This is a genomic window from Terriglobales bacterium, from assembly GCA_035567895.1.
Lineage (GTDB): Bacteria > Acidobacteriota > Terriglobia > Terriglobales > Acidobacteriaceae > Gp1-AA112.
Genome location: DATMPC010000006.1, coordinates 134,546 through 153,759, shown reverse-complemented (window position 1 = coordinate 153,759; position 19,214 = coordinate 134,546). Strand labels below are relative to the sequence as shown.

General features: G+C 56.8%; 19 protein-coding genes. 6 read left to right on the top strand and 13 right to left on the bottom strand.

The window, feature by feature from the left end; genetic code table 11:
* The 4 genes from VNX88_01790 to VNX88_01775 form a co-directional block, all read right to left on the bottom strand.
* Positions 1–244, bottom strand: a 244-nt coding sequence (locus tag VNX88_01790; GenBank protein HWY67361.1) for a heavy metal-associated domain-containing protein, incomplete at its 3' end; no start/stop codon positions are given.
* Between the two features lie 144 nt (positions 245–388).
* Complete coding sequence (locus VNX88_01785) at positions 389–1,324, bottom strand: hypothetical protein (protein HWY67360.1); 936 nt, start codon at positions 1,322–1,324, stop codon at positions 389–391.
* A 67-nt stretch (positions 1,325–1,391) separates the two neighbouring features.
* A complete protein-coding gene (locus tag VNX88_01780) occupies positions 1,392–1,754 on the bottom strand; it encodes a hypothetical protein (protein ID HWY67359.1) in 363 nt (120 codons plus the stop codon).
* A gap of 129 nt (positions 1,755–1,883) precedes the next feature.
* A complete protein-coding gene (locus VNX88_01775) occupies positions 1,884–3,140 on the bottom strand; it encodes a hypothetical protein (protein ID HWY67358.1) in 1,257 nt (418 codons plus the stop codon).
* Between the two features lie 305 nt (positions 3,141–3,445).
* On the opposite strand from VNX88_01775, the gene VNX88_01770 reads away from it, so the two are divergent.
* Complete coding sequence (locus VNX88_01770) at positions 3,446–3,907, top strand: cupin domain-containing protein (GenBank protein ID HWY67357.1); 462 nt, start codon at positions 3,446–3,448, stop codon at positions 3,905–3,907.
* Positions 3,908–4,122: 215 nt separating this feature from the next.
* A complete protein-coding gene (locus VNX88_01765) occupies positions 4,123–4,626 on the top strand; it encodes a hypothetical protein (GenBank protein HWY67356.1) in 504 nt (167 codons plus the stop codon).
* A 301-nt stretch (positions 4,627–4,927) separates the two neighbouring features.
* Here VNX88_01765 and VNX88_01760 read toward each other — a convergent pair whose 3' ends face one another.
* Entirely contained in the window at positions 4,928–6,736 is a 1,809-nt protein-coding gene (locus tag VNX88_01760; protein HWY67355.1) for a winged helix-turn-helix domain-containing protein, read from the bottom strand.
* Positions 6,737–6,999: 263 nt separating this feature from the next.
* Between VNX88_01760 and VNX88_01755 the strand changes: the two genes are divergently transcribed.
* A complete protein-coding gene (locus VNX88_01755) occupies positions 7,000–8,052 on the top strand; it encodes a hypothetical protein (protein HWY67354.1) in 1,053 nt (350 codons plus the stop codon).
* 234 nt (positions 8,053–8,286) lie between these two features.
* Here the strand turns inward: VNX88_01755 and VNX88_01750 are convergent, their stop codons facing one another.
* From VNX88_01750 to VNX88_01740, 3 genes are all read right to left on the bottom strand, one after another.
* Positions 8,287–8,739: a hypothetical protein gene (locus VNX88_01750; protein HWY67353.1), complete on the bottom strand. Its 453-nt coding sequence runs from the start codon at positions 8,737–8,739 to the stop codon at positions 8,287–8,289.
* Positions 8,740–9,177: a twin-arginine translocation signal domain-containing protein gene (locus VNX88_01745; GenBank protein HWY67352.1), complete on the bottom strand. Its 438-nt coding sequence runs from the start codon at positions 9,175–9,177 to the stop codon at positions 8,740–8,742.
* A gap of 703 nt (positions 9,178–9,880) precedes the next feature.
* Positions 9,881–10,618: a hypothetical protein gene (locus VNX88_01740; GenBank protein HWY67351.1), complete on the bottom strand. Its 738-nt coding sequence runs from the start codon at positions 10,616–10,618 to the stop codon at positions 9,881–9,883.
* A gap of 160 nt (positions 10,619–10,778) precedes the next feature.
* Between VNX88_01740 and VNX88_01735 the strand changes: the two genes are divergently transcribed.
* Positions 10,779–12,431, top strand: a complete 1,653-nt coding sequence (locus VNX88_01735; GenBank protein HWY67350.1) for a M20/M25/M40 family metallo-hydrolase — start codon at positions 10,779–10,781, stop codon at positions 12,429–12,431.
* 15 nt (positions 12,432–12,446) lie between these two features.
* Here VNX88_01735 and VNX88_01730 read toward each other — a convergent pair whose 3' ends face one another.
* Positions 12,447–14,228 (bottom strand): VWA domain-containing protein, encoded by a 1,782-nt coding sequence (locus VNX88_01730; protein HWY67349.1) that lies wholly within the window; start codon positions 14,226–14,228, stop codon positions 12,447–12,449.
* A gap of 74 nt (positions 14,229–14,302) precedes the next feature.
* Positions 14,303–14,689 carry a hypothetical protein gene (locus VNX88_01725; protein HWY67348.1) on the bottom strand — a complete coding sequence of 129 codons (387 nt, stop codon included), beginning with the start codon at positions 14,687–14,689 and terminating at the stop codon, positions 14,303–14,305.
* A 105-nt stretch (positions 14,690–14,794) separates the two neighbouring features.
* On the opposite strand from VNX88_01725, the gene VNX88_01720 reads away from it, so the two are divergent.
* A complete protein-coding gene (locus tag VNX88_01720; protein HWY67347.1) occupies positions 14,795–15,475 on the top strand; it encodes a thiamine phosphate synthase in 681 nt (226 codons plus the stop codon).
* 89 nt (positions 15,476–15,564) lie between these two features.
* Positions 15,565–16,359, top strand: coding sequence for a VOC family protein (locus tag VNX88_01715; GenBank protein ID HWY67346.1), 795 nt, complete (start codon positions 15,565–15,567; stop codon positions 16,357–16,359).
* 160 nt (positions 16,360–16,519) lie between these two features.
* On the opposite strand, the gene VNX88_01710 is transcribed toward VNX88_01715, so the two are convergent.
* From VNX88_01710 to VNX88_01700, 3 genes are all read right to left on the bottom strand, one after another.
* A complete protein-coding gene (locus tag VNX88_01710) occupies positions 16,520–17,347 on the bottom strand; it encodes a C4-type zinc ribbon domain-containing protein (GenBank protein HWY67345.1) in 828 nt (275 codons plus the stop codon).
* Positions 17,348–17,483: 136 nt separating this feature from the next.
* Positions 17,484–18,779, bottom strand: coding sequence for a divalent metal cation transporter (locus tag VNX88_01705; protein HWY67344.1), 1,296 nt, complete (start codon positions 18,777–18,779; stop codon positions 17,484–17,486).
* Positions 18,757–19,125 (bottom strand): hypothetical protein, encoded by a 369-nt coding sequence (locus VNX88_01700; protein ID HWY67343.1) that lies wholly within the window; start codon positions 19,123–19,125, stop codon positions 18,757–18,759. Before VNX88_01700 ends, VNX88_01705 begins: the two co-directional genes overlap by 23 nt.
* Positions 19,126–19,214: the final 89 nt, after the last annotated feature.

Sequence of the window (19,214 nt, the reverse complement as noted above, 5' to 3'; positions counted from 1 at the left end):
GAGCGATTGGCAATGACCGATTAGGTTCTATTTGCAACGTGAGTCCACCTGCATCGGCATTCACAACTCGACCACGAGCACTCACGTCCATCTCAGCAACGGTGACGCCGCTATCGTAAGTCGCCTTCAGAAGCTGAGCCGGGTCAATCTGGCCATCCTCTTTTGGAGTGACGTCCACTTTTCCGTCTATGAGGCTGACTTCAACTTTTTGAACGCCAGACTGGCGCTGGAGGTGTTGTTGCACCCCGTATGCTCAAAAGTTTCACGTCATCCCTTCGACGCGCATTTCAATGTGCTTGATCTGCGCCTTCGCGACTGGGACAACGACGATCGATCCGAGTAGAACCAGTATTAGAGCGATTCTCTTCATCTTTATTTGCTCCTTTCTTTAACGATGCAGTCGAAACTGCTGCGTAATTCCAAAACTGACGTGGCGGCGGATGGGCATGAATGCTGCGCCGGTGGAATGAGCAGAGTCCCAATCCGCGGCGAGCCACAGATGCATTCCCGGACGCACGCCGAAGTAAGTAGTGATTCCGGTTAACAAGACATCACCGCCGCTGCCTGCCTGCGTGACTCCGGCGATCCGGTCATCCTGGAAGTGTTGCCACGTGAGCACCGGACCAATGAACCACTCGCGCGATCCGTCCTTTGCTTCGTACGGTCGATACGAAAGCCAGAAGCGCGATTCAACATTGCTTCCCAAACTCGTTGCCTGTGTTCCTTGCGAGCGCACGAGAGAATGGAAATCTTCGTCGGCCACCAGCCGCCTGATACTGAACAGGCCGGTGTAGGTCCAGTTCGCGGCAACAAACAGGTCGGTAGAACCGGAGCCGGGCTGCAGACCAGTCGGCAAGCGTGTTCCGTTTGCAGCGATCAAGTCAGTGCGTCCTGTCGGAAGCTTCGGCCCGACCGTTACAGACGCCTGCGTGGTTCCCCGACGCGAGTCCCGGCGAAAGAACCGATACTTCACCAACAGCATGGCGTCGCCCAAACCGGTCCCGCTACTCGCCGGAGAGACGCCTGGGTTCTCAAAGCGATTGGTGACAATCGGAACAAGTACTGTCACATCAAAATCACGATAAAAACCCCACGTGAAGTTGAAGGTAGCTTCGTGCGAGAACGTCGGACGAGCCGTCGCGGGAATAGTGCCCGAGGTTCCTGTCGCCTGACGAGTGGTGAACACCGAGTTGTAGGAGATCAATCCGCCGCCGGGAAATAGTGGCGGCGCTGTCTCGGGCGCAGCGCCCTGTGCAGTCGCGGCTGCGGCACAGAGCAGAAAAACGACGCCGCAGCCTGTATGAATAGGGAAAGTATTCCGCATCAATCCGTCCTTTTTGTGAAGACACAAATACGGCAACGCTACGAAGCGCAGTGCAGGACGGGACGAATCAGATTCTCAGAACGGGATTAGCTTGATTGCGATGCGGAGGCGGAGAAGCATCGATGAGCCACTCGGGCGCAAACTCATGCTCGACCAGCGAGTGAACTGCTGCCGGAAGCGAAACCGCCATCGAGACGATGGTCGTCACAGTGGCCTTAGCCGTGGCTAACGCCGGTTGCGCTGTCGAGGTTGTCGGCTTGCAGCATGGATGATCGGATGCCGGAGAGTCTCCGCATTGTCCACCCATAGATTTGCAGCAGGCCTGTTCCTCTTGGGTGAGGGTCTCGCCAGGAACCAGGCATCGCAGAGCAGGCGCAGCCGTCCACACAAACAACAGAACAACAGCGAGCGTGGATCGTCCCTTCGCCATCGCTTCATCGTAACAGAAACAAAAAATCATCCGCAGAACCTGAGCCGGGCGGGGCACCCGACACGTCTGTTTTGAAACCTGAGGACGGGAAACGTTTCCCGGTCTTGTGCTCAGTTTCTTTCTCGACGCTCAATCGAGAAGCTGTAAAGCTTCAGTGTTCACCCAGTTTTTTTCAGGAAATTGGCCGCCCCACTCGGCTGCGGTTACATTGCGAGCCTCGTGCCAATGCGGGTTTGCGATCCAGTCGAGAAACTTCCGCAGGCTCGCTCGAGTATCTTTCGTGGCAGCACGCTCAAGCAGACCGCGTGTCATCACCGTCTCTTGCCACGGTCCACAAACGACGGCGTTGAACAGCGGAGTGTGTCCCCCGAACCCATCCCGATCAACCGTCGCGCGGGCGTTGATGTCAGCACCACTCGCGAGCAACCAATCGAAGATCTCGCGCTCACGGAAGTCAATCGCAACGTGCAGCAACGTGGCGCCGTCGATCGGCGTCCAGTGCATTCCCGAGAGCCCATCACTGGCGCAGCCACACTCCACGGGATAGATTTCGCGTAATTTGAATCTGCGCTCAAGCAATTGTGGGTCGCGGCGTAGATGCTTCTCCAGCTGGGAGACATCTCCGCGATGCAGCGCCATCACGGGCGTATCCGGTAACTCGTAGCCGCGATCGGCAAAGAACCCGAGAATCGCGTGCTTTCCGGCTGGATTACGCGCGTAAGTTTCGAGCACCAAGGCCAGCGGCGCGAGACGGTTGCCGTCTGCGTTTGTAAAAGGCGCGTTCTGCTCTGCGAGAAACTGAATGCCGGCGGCATTGAGTGTTTCGCAAGCTCCCATGATGATGCCCGGCAGTACCTTTGCGCCGTGCTCGTGCAACCAACGCGCGCACTCGATTTTTCCCTGAAGCACCGCCCGATCAAAAGCGTGCTGATAGTCGCGCGCGCCGAGTTCGGCACACGCTCGGATGATTTCGAGCCGCCCAAGATTGGCGGCGTGGCTCATAGGAGGACCCCAGTTCCCGCTCCACACCGGGAGATGCAGCATTTCAGGGTTGGCGCGCAGAATCGCGACCACCGTCTCGCGGTCGTTGGCCGCAATCGAGGCGTGCAACGCACTCGCTGCAGAGTGCGCTCCGATGCGCTGTTTAAGCGACGCCCAATTTGATAGACCGTATTCGCGCGCGATGACGAGCTGCGCGTCACTTAACTTGAAACCGACGGCAATCGCTGAGTCGTCAGTCACGTTCTTGAATTTTGCATGACGGCGCCGAATTCGCTCTAGAGCGTCGTGGTTGCCTTCCCGGCATTGATCGAGGAGCTCGCGCGCTTCGCGCTTCGGAACATCGAGATGGGGCCGCTCAGGCAAACCCCGTGAGACTGTAGCCATAACCTTCCCTCCTGGAATGCGCCCGTGGTCCGCACACTTCGGGCAGGAAGTCAGGTTGAATCACTGAAACGAATGGCCGGTGGGCTGAGCCCATTTCCGCGGACAGGGTGCTTCCGGTGAAGCCTGTGCACATCATCGCCCAAATCCGAGGTTCGCGCAATGAGGAAACCCGCTGGACGGATGGCCACTCGTTCCCATTTCGGTTGCTTCAGACTCCCGGGGTGGATGAGCTGTTTCATTTGACGGTAGAATTCCCGCCGATGATATCGCTGGGAACCAGAACAAGTTTCAGGCTGGAGGAGGAGATGAACAGGATCGTTACTGTAGCCGCTGCTATTTTGGGAATGGTCGCGGCCATCGCCTGCGCAATGGTGCAAGCGCAAGTCGACAACAAAGCCGTGACCGGGCTGACCCCCAATAAAGTCCGTTGGTTCACACCCACTTACTACAACGACGGAAGACAACGAGCGCAGCTGTTCGGCGACTCCAGCCGAGGCGGTGTCTGGATTGATCGAGTCAAAATCCCCAGCGGCGGGCGAGTCCTCGCACACACGCACACGCAAGACGAGCTCGTTACCGTGATCCAAGGCGCTTGGCTTTTGGGAGAGGGAGCGAAATTCGAGGAAGCGAAGCTACGACCCTATCCCTCAGGCAGTTTCATCGTGATTCCAGCAGGCGTTGCTCATTTCGTTGCAGCCAGGGAGGGCCTAGTCATCGTTCAGCTCAGTGGCACAGGCAAATTTCAAACTGACTACATAGAGAAATAGGTCCCACGGGCGAGCACTCGGCTAAAGTAAACGATGGCGGGGACAGACGCAAATGGCACGTGGTTGATGTGAACCCACAGAAGGTTTTGGCTGCTTCGCGCCGATCTGCCGTACCTTTTCTGCACTGGGTATCAACACTTACGTCATCTTCCGCTCATCGACCTCCAGTGTTGTGCTTGGACGAGACGAACTCGAAGATCCCGCAGGGTGACGTTATGGCGGTAACGCTTCCATACGACTTCAATACATCGAGTATCTGGGAAAGTATTCTCAAAAAGGGAAGCTGGCTCGTGGCCGTGATTGCTGCGGGCATCCTTTATTCCCTGGTTCTCAGGCATTTTGCCGCGGTGCTGCAGCTGACCCTCTGTGCAGCTCTTCTGCTGTGGTTCGGGCGGCTGTTCTTCAAAAACAGCAGCGGTGCGATTGGCACGATCACCCAGAAAGGCGTGGTTGTGCATCCGGGCGAGGTGTACGGTTATCGAATGCCCGGGCCGTCGGGGGAATTCGCTTTGCAGCGATTCCGGTCCGTGCGCGTCGAGCACGTTGCTGCTCCCATAAGCGTCAACAATTCCGGTGGACCTCACCAGCGTGTGTACCTGATGGGCGACGCGCAAACTCCGTCCATCCTGATCGCCCGCGCTGACGATGGCTCCCAGGTGGGTCAGGAAATGGCAGTCGTTCTTAAGCTGCCCTGTGAGGAGACGCAGGCTCCGTATTAGAAAGCAGCATTCAGCGATGAGCTACTGCAAAGGCAAGAGACGGCTGCGGGCCGTGTCTCCGGCAAACGCTGGTGTTGCCCGCCTCGGCGGACAATGCAGGCGCTTGCCGAGGCCGGATTCTATAAAAGGCGATGTCAAGAACAAACACATCTCCCGGAAAGATCGGAGAGGATTGGTTCGACATCGCCTTTTATAGAACCCGGCCATCCGAATTTGGGAAGCCGATGCGGCGCAGCAACTCCTGAAACCGCGCTTCGCCTCGCAGCGGGTCGAGTCGGGGATCCACCCCGATAAAAGGTATTCAATCGGAGCGATCGCGATATGCCCGATCCAGCCACGCATACGCGGTTTCCTTATCGCCTAAACCCATATACAAGCACGCCATATTGAATCCGCAGATATAGCGCTGTTTTGCTTGGGCCTCGAGCCCGCGCAGCATTGTCTTGGCCTTGTCTTTTCTGCCAGCCTGCGCGTACACATACGCGAGCTGGGCGAGGATTACCGGATTGCGCGCGACCTTCAGACCGCGATCTGCCGCTGCGATCGCCTCGTCCGTTCTACCTTCCTCAATGTCAGAGAGAGCTATCACGCGCTCATCCCCTTCTTTCCCAGCAGCCTGGATTGCTTCTTCATACCTTCGCAGGTTCCATAACGTATAGGGAAGACCGACATGCGACTGGGGGAAGAGCGGGTCTACGCTCTTGAGAGCTTCCAATTCCCGAAGTGAATCTTCGCTGCGCCCGAGCGTGAGCAAGTAATGAGCGTACCCGGCGTGGGCACTGGCGAGGTTTTCGTTCAGCTCCAGCGCTCGCCGGAATTCCTTTTCCGCGCCTGGCCAATCCCAATCGAACGTGAGCTTTACGTAGCCGAGTGCGGCATGTGCCTCAGCAAGAGAGTCGTCGAGGTCGATCGCACGCATCGCGGCAGCTTTGGCCTTCGGCATCACTTCCAGCGGCGCACGAAAAAACGTGCTCTGATCGTAGTAGGCATCGGCTAAGCCGGCGTAGGCCAGCGCGTCATTGGGATCAATCGAGAGCGCCTGCTGGAAGAACTTGATGGCCCTCTCGACTTCATTTTCTGCCGGAAGAAATGTGCCTGCCGCTCCATGCTTGTGAAGTTCATAAAAACCGCGCAGGTCGGCTTCGTGAGCTTCGGGATTCACCACGCGTGCTCCGCCGAGATGAGTTTTTTCCTCAGGGGCTACTTTCACCTTGATCTCGGCAGCGATCGCCTGTGCAACCTGATCCTGCAATATCAAGACGTCGCGAGCATCCCCCTCGTAGGCCTGCGCCCACAGGTGATGGTCACTCTGAGTCTCAATCAACTGTGCGGTGATCCGTACGCGGTTGCCGGACCGCGTTACCGTGCCTTCAATCACCGCATCAACGTTAAGCTCGCGCCCGATCTGCGGTATTGGCACGTGCTTGCCTTTGTAGTGCATGACTGAGTTGCGCGAGATTACGCGAAGGGAGTGAATCTTGGCCAGGTCCGTGATGAGCTCATCGGTCATACCATCGGCGAAGTATTCCTGTTCCGGGTCGCGCGATAGGTTTTCCAGCGGAAGCACCGCTACTGATGCGATGTGTACGGCACCGGCTTTCCCAGTTGTCGGCGTCACGCTCAGTCGCCATATCAGTGTGGCCAGACCAAGAAGTGCGACGGCCACCAGAGCGATCGTGACAACCCTCTTCTTATTTGCGTCTTTTGGTGTCTGAGAGCCGCGCTCACTGGGCGGTGCTACTCCGCGGGGTCCCGGCGGTGCTTGCGAGGTCCCGGGCCCGATCCCCGGTTCACCGAGCACACGGACATTCACATTTAAGCGATAGCCGGCCTTGGGTACCGTCTCAATGTACTGCTCGCCGTTGGAATCCAGCGCTCGGCGGATCGCCGAGATGTTCTGTGCCAGGTTGACCTCTTCCACAAAGGCGTCCGGCCACACCCGTCTCATCAGCTCATCTTTCTTCATGAGGTGGCCGTGATTTTCTACCAGCAGAACAAGGGTGTCGAATGCCTTTGGCGTGAGCGGAACCGGCTTCCCATCGCGCAGCAACAGCCTTTCTTCCGGATCGATCCGAAAGTGGCCAAATTCGTAAATCTGCTGGGCAGGCATGCGGTTAGCTGCGCCTAAGAAAATTTCAAGAGTTTCCTAGCTGTTTCTCAAGACAACCGACAGCCAAGCCAGCTAACTTGTTGCGAAATTCCGGGCGGTCGGCGGGGAAGTTTGGCCGCGATTCTATGCCAAACCTCGCCACAGACGACAGAAAAATGTCGAGAGGCTGATGTGTGCCCAAACCGCGGTCGCGTTACAGCGGGTCAGCTGATCGGTGGAGGAAGGCTGGCCCGGCGCCACTATTCACATTATGGAGAAATGCGATGAAGCACAGCAATTGGAAATTGAGCCTCGGCGCAGGCCTAACATTTTTGGTTTTGGCTGCTCAGGCTTGGGCTGGCCGACCTAAGACCTATTACCAAATTGACGTTCCCGGAGCTTTGGTAACGATCGCTTCGGGCATTAACAATGATGGATACATTGTCGGATGGTATTGCGTGCAAAACCCATGCAGTGGCGGCTCCGGGACCGAGCTGAATCCTCGAGTTCGGGGCTTCGTGCGCAATCCGGACGGCTCCTTCATCTTCCTGAACGTCAATAACTGCTCTCCCGGTAATACCGACTGCAATCACGCCGTCGGCACCCAGCCGCGCTATATCAGCCCGCAGGGCGTGGTCATCGGCGCTTATTTTGCGTTGGAAAGCAAAGCTGATGGCACGCCGAAAGCCGGCAATCCCAGGTTCCGGGGGTTTGCCTGCCAAATCGCGAGTTGTTCGGGACCCAACCAACAGATCGTGTATTTCGACGCTCCGCTCGAGCTCTACGACCACCAATCCCCCGACATTGCTCATAGCATCATTCCGCGCGGCATCAATGCTGAGGGCGACGTCGTCGGCTGCATCCACGATCAGGACCAGATGAACAGCATGCACGGCTTCCGCCTGCACGATGGCAAATTCAGCACACTCAGCGATGGAAGTACGATGAACAACGGCATCAATCCCCAAGGCGATGTTGTGGGGCTTGATTTCATGAATCTCGCCGGATACCGACTCGATAAAGATGGCAACGTCGTCGAGACGATCTCCTTCCCGGGACCCGGCATCGACGAAACCGACGCTTGGGACATCAATGCCAAAGGCGAAATAGTAGGCCAGGCGTTCACTAACAATTTCGGTGTGGGACACGCCTTCCTGCGCAGCAAACAGGGCGATTACGGCTTCGTTGATCCCCCAGAGCAATGCAGCACCTGCAGCTCGGTAGCATTCGCGATTGCCGGCAACGGCAACATTGTCGGCCAGTACCGCAACTCCTTCAGCGGCTGTTCCGTCAACGCATGCGTACATGGCTTCCTGCTGCAGCGCGGTGACGACTGAAGGTCGGAGTGGCCGGACGTATCTCAGGCTCGCCTTATTAAACCGAGGGAAGTGGCTTTCCCGTTACGGTTTCCTCCGGTCACTTGTGTGTCGGGGAAACTACGATCAATCCTGCGAGCTGGCCGAGTTGATGTGAACCCGAAAGGGGTTGTGGGCGGTTCCCATCGATCTGCCGTACCTTTTCTGCACTGGGTGTCAACACCTACGTCATCTTCCGCTCATCGACCTCCAGCGTCACTCGTCGGCAAAAAACGATCCGTTTCGCATGTGGCCCAGTTCGGCAAAGTCGCTTTTGGACGTGCTCGCCGGCTGTGACACGTAGATGAAATCTTCGGTGGTTGCTGCCCATTCCATCTGCGCCTGATTAACGATGAACTTGCCTGTAAAGCCCTGGTCGGCGTTCGTGATCCTGAGTCGTTTGTCGATCCCCGACCAGCGCACGCGGACAGAAATAGTTACCGGCTTTGGCGCGGGCCCGCCGCCGAAGAGCGCGTTGTTGAAGTCGTGAAAGTCCGTGAGGACGATGTTGCGGACACGCATTGACGCTTCCCCTTCCTCGAAGTCGACGTCCACGTCCTCGGGCGGAAGCGCTGTTGTCCAGAACAGGCCGCTGGGTGTGATGCCAGGATTGAAGTCGGTGATTTGAGTGGGAGGTTGATCGCCCTGACCGGGCTCATAGACATCCACTCATATGAGCGCGAATGTGCCCTGATGGACACGGCCATTCACCCCGCGGTAGACCCCCTGCATGAATCGCATGTCGGCGTCCAGGAAGGGCAGGAGTTTGGTCACTCCCGTCTTGCGGTCGGTGCGAACGACGTTTCCGCTGATGTAAGTGAGGCCAGCGAAGCCTTTGAAGTCAGTGATCGTCGCGGGTTCCGAATCGGGAGGATCCGTAAAGGAAAGATTGGGAGGCCCGGGAGCGTACACATGAAAAGCGCCATTCAACCCGGGCGTGCCCCCGGGGATCGGCTTCGGATCGGCTTGCTTCCTTTTCTCGTTCTCGGCTACGGCATAGGGAGCAAATCCAGTTCCCATCGCGCCGGCGGCCAGGGTAGCTGCGGTGGTCCGGAGGAAGTTCCTCCTCGACGGAAGGTGAAGGCTGCCGAAAGAAGAGTGGTTCATAGGTCCCTCCAAAAGTGACGTACCAGATGCAGGGCTTCCCAGGGTTTGGTCCCAGAGCAGGTCAAAACGAGCGGCTTCGCCTCAGGGGGCTGCGCATTTCTGAGCGCGGGGGATGTTGTCGGAGAGACGAGCGGACAAATATTGGTACTGAGGGCCCCGCTGCGTCAAGCAAAAAGTTGCAGGGCGGGTGGCACAGCCTGTTTGCCTCTCTGCCTGGAACATCTAAAGAGTGGGTGCCGCCACGGCAAAGGCAAAACAGTCGGCGAGCACAATCACCCCAAAAGTGCCGCGGATTTGCCTCAAAAGGCCTCTTCTGCTGCCTCGTTTTGCCTCAAAAAAGCTCTCAATTCTGCCTCAGAAACGTGAACTAACGTCGCTGGCATAGATGTAAGTCACAGAAAATTGGAGATCGCTGGAGAGGATGTCATGAGGTTCGTCACAACCTCCTTTCATAGCGATCCGTCGAAACTGGCTACCTACGCCAGTCGAAGCGCCTTTTTGCCAAAGTGGGAAAGTCGCAATTGCGTTCGCTTTAAGGCGTCCGCGAGGCGCGGACGGGGCCGGGTACGTCCGAGGTCGTATAAACACGCCAGAGGTCGCCTAATCGCTTTTAATTCGCCTTCCTTGTGTCTTTGCCAATGCGCTTTGGCAGGTTTTGGCGGAAAGTGCGGATCGGCGGCCTTCTCGGTCCGGGTTCGCCCTTTTAGCGTCGCCGGTGGTAGTGAATTACGAACTCGTATCCGGGATTCGGTGGAAAGAGTTCGGCGATTTTGCGGAGGCGTTCGGCGAGAGCTCCCGGGGCGAGTAGTGGATAGTCGCGTTCGCGCAGGTCGTAGTAGTCGACATCTACGGCGAGTGAAAGCAGATAGACGGCTATGGCATCCGCAAAGGTGGCGTTCAGGTATTCGTTGCGCGCTTTTTCGCGATCGCCGGAGTTGCCGGTGGCGAGTTTGCGGAGCTCGAAGGCGTCCATGCTGCTCTCACCGCGGACGTTGCTCTCGGCCTGCTTCCACACGAGGGCGGCGAATTCTTCGGAGACTCCGGCCTTCTCCACGAAGGCGTGGCCGACGTTGATGAAGAATTCGAAGGCTACGGAGAACCTGTCGTCCATTACGCGGGTGGAGATGAATACGCACTGTGAGTTGCCGACGTTGTAGTTGCGATGGCAGACGGCGCGGTCGCTGAGTTCGCTGTCGTAGCGCTCGGCGATGCGGGTGTCGTCCCCTTCGCCCACCGTGAGTGGGACGAAATAGTAGGCCTTGCGCTCTAATGCCGCTGCGATGGCCGGAGGCACTGCTCCTACGGCGCGCTCTACGTCCTCTGCGGTGATGGTGTTCTCGCCCACCAAGGCGTAGCAGACGCCGTTTGGCGCTTGCGCTACGTGCGCGCTGCGCACCACTTCCGCGGCTGGACGAGGCTCAACCTGAGCAGTTTGGGACATCTGTCACGCAATTTTACAGTATGGTTGCACCCCGTTTCGCCCCAGGCGGGGCTGGTAGTATTTCCTGCTGCACCTTTACGGCTGCAGCGTGTTGGGGGAGCGTCAACAGGCAGGCGCGAACCGAATCCCAAAAACTCTAATGATCGCTGGAGGTCATCGATTGAAATTCGCGACCCGTCGTTTGGTGGTTTGCTCTTTTTTGTTTTTCTCCGCGCTTGCCCATGCACAGACTCAGGAAAAAGTGGATCTGGATATGGTGACGAAGATCCGCTATGAGGGTTTCCGCAACTCGAAGATCAAAGAAATCGCCGAAGGGCTGCTGGAGAACATTGGCCCGCGGCTTACAGGATCGCCCAACATGAAGCGCGCCAATGAGTGGACACGCGATCAGCTCACAAAATTCGGCCTGGTGAATTCCCACCTGGAGGCTTGGGGGCCGTTCGGGCGCGGCTGGTGGAACGAGTACGTAAACGTGCGCATGTTGTCGCCGGATACTCAGACGTTCATCGCGTATCCGAAAGCGTGGACGCCTGGAACCGATGGTGCGGTGCACGGTGATTGCGTTCGCGCCACCATCAGGACCAAGCAAGACTTTGGAAAATACAAAGGCAAGCTGGCGGGAAAGATCTTGGTTCTCGGCGAGTTCGCGGACGTGAAGCCGATCGTAGAGTCTCCGTACGAACGGTACACCGATAAGTCGCTGGCAGACGTTGCTAATTACGAACTCCCGAGCGAGAGGCCGGCGTTGAGTCCGCAAGAGCAGCAGAGACGGCAGCAGTTCCAGCGCGATCTGAACCAGTTCTTCGCCGAGGAGAAACCCCTGGCGGTGATCGATCACAGCCGACAAACAACGGGCGGAGGAACCGTGTTCGTGCAAGGCGGCGGCGCGTATCGCAAGAGCGAGCCTCAGGCTGCAGTGCCGCAGTTGACCATGGCGATTGAGCAGTGGGATCGCGTGGCCCGTCTGCTGGAGCAGAAGACGCCGGTGCAGCTCGAGATCAACGTGAAGAACAACTGGTCTGACGTTGACGAGCAGTACGACACCATCGCTGAGATCCCCGGCACCGACAAGAAAGATGAAGTCGTAATGCTGGGAGCGCACCTCGATTCATGGCATACCGGCACCGGCGCAACCGACAACGGCGCGGGCAGCATCGTGATGATGGAGGCGGTGCGGATCTTGCAAACGCTTGGAGTAAAGCCGCGCCGGACGGTTCGTATCGGCCTATGGAGTGGGGAAGAGGAGGGATTGCTGGGCTCGCAGTGGTATGTGCAGCACCATTTTGGGTCGCGTCCGCCGATGGATACGCCGCAGCTGCAAGGGATGCCGACACTTCGTCGGCGCGAAGCCGGCCCGGTGACGCTGAAACCCGAGCAGGCGAAGGTGTCGGCATACTTCAATATCGACAACGGAACCGGCAAGATTCGCGGTGTTTACATGCAGGAAAACGCCGGAGTGCAACCAATCTTCGAAGCGTGGATGCATCCGTTCAAAGATCTCGGCATGGATACGCTCACGATGCGCTCTACCGGCGGCACGGATCATCTGTCGTTCGACGCTGTGGGCATCCCTGGATTCCAATTCATCCAGGACCCGATTGAGTACGACACTCGCACTCACCATTCCAACATGGACGTTTATGACCGTCTGCAGTTCGATGATCTCCGGCAGATCGCGGTGATCGTGGCTGACTTCGTCTACAACGCTGCGATGCGCGACCAGATGTTCCCGCGCAAGCCAATCGAGAAAGAGCTGCCGAAGACTCCGACAAAGCCGGAGGATGAAGATCAAGCACCACCGTCGGGAATGTGATCGGGTGGATCGATGTTAATTCGATTTCTGGTCGTGCGGCAGCAGGACATCGATTGTTCCTACCTGCTGACTTAAGCGATCCACCGCTCCGATTCGAACGCGATATGCGCCGGGTTTGACAGGAACCTCCTGCGCAGCCTGCAGCCCGGCGCGCAGCACCTTCTGGTATTCTTCATTGCTGAGGGTAGCGTCGATTGTGTTGGCTGAATGGCCAATATCCTTCCCATTTCGGTCCCAAACGACTGCAAGCAGATCAACAAAGGCATGCTTACGCCCTTCGGGAGCATCTGTGAAAGTGATCTGCTGAGGATTGACCAGGTATGTGATTCGCACTGAGTGACGGTTTGCATCGGGCGGGAGCACTTCTGCTTTGAGATAAAGCGCGGTGGAATCAGGTGTGTCGGGACGCATCACGGCAGCCAGCTTGAGTGTCGAATCCTGGGGAGAATGCTGCGGTTCGGGAATCGCGTAATATCCGCGACGATATTGCAGGCTTGCTGCTTCGCGGCTCGTTTTTACAGTAATGCGGCGAAACTTGCCGTTCCAATTCTGGTTTTCGGGCGCATAGGCGATGGTGTAGTACGTGGAAGTCTGATCGAGGCTACGTTGCATTGCCTGCTTCAGGCCGTTGGTGCCGTAAAAGGCCTTTCCACCCGTCTGCTCGGCGATTTCGTCCATTGTGGTCTGTGCGTCGTTTTCGTCGACCATCTGACGGGCAAGTCCAGCATTGCGTCGTGCCATTCCCGTACTGGAATCGTATCCGGTCATACCTTCGCCATTGCTTGTAAGATCAATCCCGTTAAGCTTAAGCCCGATTGCGTCAATGGGATACACGGCCACTTGCGCTGCAGATAGCAGCGAGGTGGTTTGATGTACAAAGAAGTCGAAATTCGCGCGGTCGTGCTGCTCGGTGCGTATAAACGGATTTGGACCAAAGCTGAACGGGAATGTTCCTGAAACCCAGAGCAAATTCTTGCGTCCGGAGTAGCCTTGCAGCATCGCAGCTAATTCCGCCAGCGACCTCAAAGTGATTCCGACGCGCTGAGTAATCTCATATTGCTCTTGCATGATAAGAGCATCGCGCAATCTGGCTGTCGTTCCGGCAATGAGATCTGAGTCGGTCGGCGCCTGTGTCCCCGGCGCAGTGCCAGCGCCTCCACCCATGATGGTTGGAGCCGTCATTCTTTCGCGGTAGATGAGATCGTCCTCGTTGCGTTGGTGTTCCGCTTCAGTGGTGAGCAGCGGTGACGGGCTCGAGAGCACGTCGCGGGCGGCAGCGACTAAGACGTCAGACTGTCCGGTAAAGCTTTGAATCATACGCAGGCGCGAACTCAAGACGAACAAGGCAGTTGAGTGGCCGGGCGGTAACGCTTTTAGAAACTCGAGCAGGTGGCGTCGGGCACCAACCTGGTCGAGTGTCGGAGTGTTCAGTGTGTCGAGCAAAACTACCGTCAGAGGACCACGAGGCTCATTTACCGGAACATTGGTGTATTGATTCGGGGGCAGATGAAATGGCTCCTGCACCGGGGGATCTTGGCTACTCTCGTGTCTGTCAAACGAGCGCAGCTGCTGAGACTTCCCATCCTCAAAGATCGTGAAGTCACGATCCGTAAGACCGCGGATTGGGCGAGCGCCTCCGTCGAGAACTATGACATCCACTTGCACCAGCCGGGAATTGGCACGGAAGGTCGGAGTCGCAGCAGTATTCGGTGAAGTTTGAGTCTGGGTTAGCGAGCACAGGTTCCACAACAAAATCGGTATGTAAAGAATTTGACGGATTAGACGTTTGCCGGCCATAACGATTGAGGGTTCCCATTATCGTTCTTTGCTGCAGAAAAATGCGAGAACAACTTGATTTCAGCCGGAAAGGTTTAAGCGGCTTTGCGCTGATTCTCCCCGGTTTTTTGCATCACCTCGTGCTCTTCGCCCTTAATCTCTACGCGCTCGCGCTTGATGTTGAGGCGCAGGCGGTCGAAGATCGAGATGTATTGATTCGCGATCCAGACAAGGGCAAAGAAGCCGAGAACCGAGCCGCGCCAATCTTGATACACCAACCGGTAGTGCGTGATCAGCAAGAAGACGAGCGCTACCCAATGGCTGAAGCAGAATTCGCAGGTAAACAGGTAGAAGAACTTGCGCTGTAGCAGGTTTGTCGCCTGTTTGCTGCAGCGTACGCAGAATTCGCGCGGTTCGCGAAAGATCTCTTCGTGCGTAATTGTCCAACTGATGCTGGCGATGGGAATTGCAATCAACAGCATCTGGATGATCTGTACTCCTAATTCACCTGCTGTCATGCATCTGGAAGAGGCAAAAATGTACGGCCGCGTTGCATCGCCAGCGCTATGTTCTGTTAACTTCGAGAATTGTTTCTCTACTACATAACCGATCGCAGACAACTTTCCGCCAGCCACGATGAGAGCATGCGATTGCTGCTCGATCGTATTTCGGAGGCCGTGAACGCGGGTATCGATGCGATTCAGCTGCGCGAAAAGGACCTTAATGCTCGCGAACTTGTCGAATTGGGAACTGGTGCCGTCGAGATTGTGCGTCGCGTCAACGCACCCGGTGAGTCCTGCGTGCGAACAAGGTTGCTCATTAATTCCCGGGTGGATGCAGCAATTGCCTGCGGAGCAGACGGAGTACATCTGCGCTCCGATGACATCTCTGCTGCAGACGCCAGGGTAATCTTCGCGCAGGCTGGAATCCTTTCTCCGCTGATTGGTGTTTCATGCCACACGGTGCAAGAGGCATCACTCGCGGAAGGTCACGGCGCAGACTTTGCCGTGTATGGTCCGGTATTTGGGAAAGCAGGCGACCAAACCGCTCCAACGGGGCTGGCCGGCCTGGAGGCCGCCTGCCGCAAGCGCAGAGCAGCCGAGCATCCTATGCCGGTTCTGGCATTAGGGAGAGTCACTGCAAATAATGCGGCTGAGTGCCTGAAAGCCGGCGTGCGTGGCATCGCTGGAATTCGTCTATTCCAGAATGGAAATCTGGCGGAGACCGTCTCTCGACTGCGCAAGCTGGCGGAAGAGCTGCACTGCTAATCCTCGCCGCATGGCGTCTCGTCCCAGTGACTCCGGGCTAAGAAAGTTTTTAATCCCTCGCTAACGCGGGGGATTTATACTTTCGCGCCATGACAACGACAACACCCAAGCCAGGTTCTTTCTGCTGGATGGAACTCGGAACCACCGACCAGAAGGCCGCCAAGAAGTTCTACATGGACCTTTTCGGCTGGACCGTCGATGACGCGCCCATGGGGCCGGACGAATTCTATTCAATGTTTAAACTCGATGGACAAGATGCCGCTGCTGCATACACTCTGCGCAAAGATCAGAAGGAACACGGAGTACCCCCGCACTGGATGATCTATATCGCAGCCGAAAACGTGGACGAATCTGCCCGCCGCGCGGGCGAGCTGGGGGGCAACGTCATCGCGCCTCCGTTTGATGTAATGGACGTAGGCCGTATGGCCGTAGTGCAGGATCCCACCGGCGCGACGTTCTGCATCTGGCAGGCAAAGAAGCACAGCGGAGTCGGCGCGAAGAACACCGACGGCGCGTTCTGCTGGGCCGATCTCAATACTCCTGATGTAGCCCGCGCCGGCGCGTTCTATACCAAACTCTTCGGATGGAAGTTGGAGAAGGGTGAGAACGACCCTTCCGGCTATCTGCATATTAAGAACGGCGACGATTACATCGGCGGCGTTCCACCGGCCGAACACGGCAATCCCAATGTTCCATCGCATTGGCTGTTGTACTTCGAGACGTCGAATTGCGATGCCAGCGTGGAGAAAGCCAAACAGAATGGCGCAAGAGTGCTCTACGGCCCGGTGTCAATGGAGAACGTAGGACGATTTGCGGTGCTTACCGATCCCCAGGGCGCGGCGTTTTCTGTTTTCCAGAGTGCGCGAAAAGCCAACGCTGCGTGAGATAGGGGACTTCAGATTGGGAAGGCGGCTCGTCGAGCCGCCTTTTCTTTCTGCGTCTAAGACGGGGCTTCCCTGCGGCTACGAGAATTCCGCGCTTCGCGCTGGCGATTACTAGAGTGAGTAGATTATCCGAGTAAGTACCAGGATTGGCGTTGCGGAATTAAGATGGGCGGTCTGCAGAAACTTCCAAATTCGGTTCAGGCGATTCTGATGGAGCCTCAGCTTCTGGCGCAGCCTTTGCTTTCTTTGTCTTCTTCTTGTCAGGCACCGGTGGAGGAGGTTCGTGGGCAGGATCGTAGAAGAGAATTCGGCCGCAGCTATCGCAGGTCATGACCTCGCCGCCCGCCTTTATTTCATTCCATTTTTGGGGACGCAACAAAACGTAGCACGCCGTGCAGCGTTGCTCACGAGCTTCTGCTAACGCAGTCTTTCGCGCTTTCAGCACGCGATCATAGAGAGACAGGAGGTCTTCGCCCACTCCGGAGCGGAGCCCGCTACGCTCGCCTTGAAGTTCTTTCAAGCGAGCTTCATCCTTCGCGGTCAAGGCTCGCGCTTCTTCTTTTTCCTTCTCCACCTGCGCCGCCTGAGCCTTAAGCTCTGTTTCCGACGCCTTTACCTGGCGGTCGAAGAGCTCGCCGCCTTCCATGATCTCTAGAATCTTGTCTTCGGCCTTGCGGATCTCGGCTTGCGCGAATTCAACCTCGTGCATCAAGGCCTTGTACTGTTCGTTGGTCTTAACGTCGAGCGACTGGTCGCGAAACTTGCCGATCTTCTGCTGGTACGACTGGATGTCTGATTCCAGACCGCGCCGTTTCTGTTCCTGCGATTTGATCGCTGTTTTTGCCTGGTCGACCCGGGCCTTTGCATCGGAAAGCTGGTGCTCGATCTCAGCAACGCGCTTGGGAAGCGCTGCCACTTCGGCGGAGAGCCGCCCGATTTCGCGATCCACCTGCTCGAGTTTTATAAGCCTTTCGAGATCGGCATTCATGAAGGGATACTGCGATTCTAACAGGCTGGAAGCTTATTCCGCGAACATGTGGTTTTTACTAGTCGAATCGGAGCCGGGCATCCTCATGGATCTCCGCCGCACCGGACTGCAATCTCCACCATGCTGTGGACAGGAATCAGAACAGTGAGTAGCGCAGGTAGATCAATCCGGCAGCAGCGACTCCGCCTGCGGCTGCGCCCAGCCAGAAGTTCTGCATGCGGTTGTTCACAGTACGCATGATGCGGCGATCGTTCGAGATCAGCAAGATGAAGATCAGTGTAGGAATCAGCAGCACGCCTGCCAGAACCATGGACCAGTAGAGTGCTGTAATAGGATTTATACGCAGGAAGTTTGCTCCCGCGGCCAGGAAGACGGCGGCAGAAATCAGAACGTAGAAGCGCTTCGCCTCCCACGGCTTTTCACTCAATCCCGCCTTCCAGCCGACAGCTTGTGCCAGATCGAAGCACATGGAAGCCGTAAGCACCGGCAGCGCGACCATTCCGGATCCAATGATGCCCAACGCGAAGACGATTGTTCCCCAATCCCCTACGGCTGGTCGCAGAGCATCCGCGGCCTGACGCGTCGTCATATCCGGAGCATGATCGAAGTGCAGGACCGCGCTGGCAGCGACAATGATGGAACAGGCCAGGACAAACGTAACCGCGGTAGAAATGATATAGTCGCCTCGATGATGCTCGTGATTGGGATCGCTGCGCGAACTCGTCTGCCAAATAATGATGTAAGGCGTAAGGAATGAACCAAATAGTGCGACGATGTTCTCCGCGTACTCCGAACTTGCCTGCATGCTCGGCATGAAGATGTCGTGCAGCAGCGTGGAGAGATGCGGGTGCGTAAGGGCCGCCGCGGCGACGTAGAGATATAACGGCAGAGAAAACAGCACCAGAGCGCGTGTGATCTTCTGGTAGTCCTGAAATACCAGGATGTACCACACGAAAAACGCGGTCGCGACGACGAAGAACATGCGTGAGAGGCCAGTGAGAATGGATAGTGCATCCGAAACCGCCATGATGTCCGCAATCACAACCACGAAGTTTGTAATGATTGTGAACGCCGCCCCAGCAATTGCGAATCCGCGGCCATAGTGTTCGCGTACGAGATCGAGCAGTCCCAATCCGGTCTCAACTCCAATCCGGCTTGTGACTGAAAAGATGGCGAGCAAAAAAGGAACGACCAGAATCACAACCCATAGCAAAGAGTGGGCAAAGGCTGCTCCGGCGATTGTCGCAGTCACAACCGCAGAGGGATCTAGATTGGCGGACCCAGTGACGACTCCCGGACCCAATCTCCAAAGTCCCCATCCTCTTTTTGGGACAGAGTCTGCCGTGGCAGCCGGGAACTTCACGACGCGTCCACGGTCGTCAGGAGATCCCTTTCTTCGATTCTTGTTTTCAGGGAATCTTGGGAAGTTCACGCCTTAGGTCTCTCTCGATCTTTCTCTCATGCCAGAGCCGCAGAGGCCGGCTGTAAGTGATCAATCCAAACGCGGCGATCGCCGTGAGCAAGAGTGTGTTGCTGGCCCACAACAGGATGCGGGCGATCTTCGTGTGGGAGATCTTGGTCAGAATCGCCGCGTTCTGAGGTGTGAGAAGCAACGCCGCAGCCAGCGTCATCAGGCCGAGCCCGGCCAGCAGGCTGGTTACGTTCTTGGCCCACCGTCCCTTGGCGTGATATTCGGCGAACAGTCGGAATCCGTAAACTGTGAGCGCTCCAATCAAGAGAAAGTTCACTACTACGGCAATTGCTTCGCGGAGCTGCATCTCTGGTTCATTGAGACGCAAACCAGCTATGACGGGTTGGAATCCAGAGTAGCTGTTTCGGCTTAGTACTTTGATTTGTGTAATTTTGG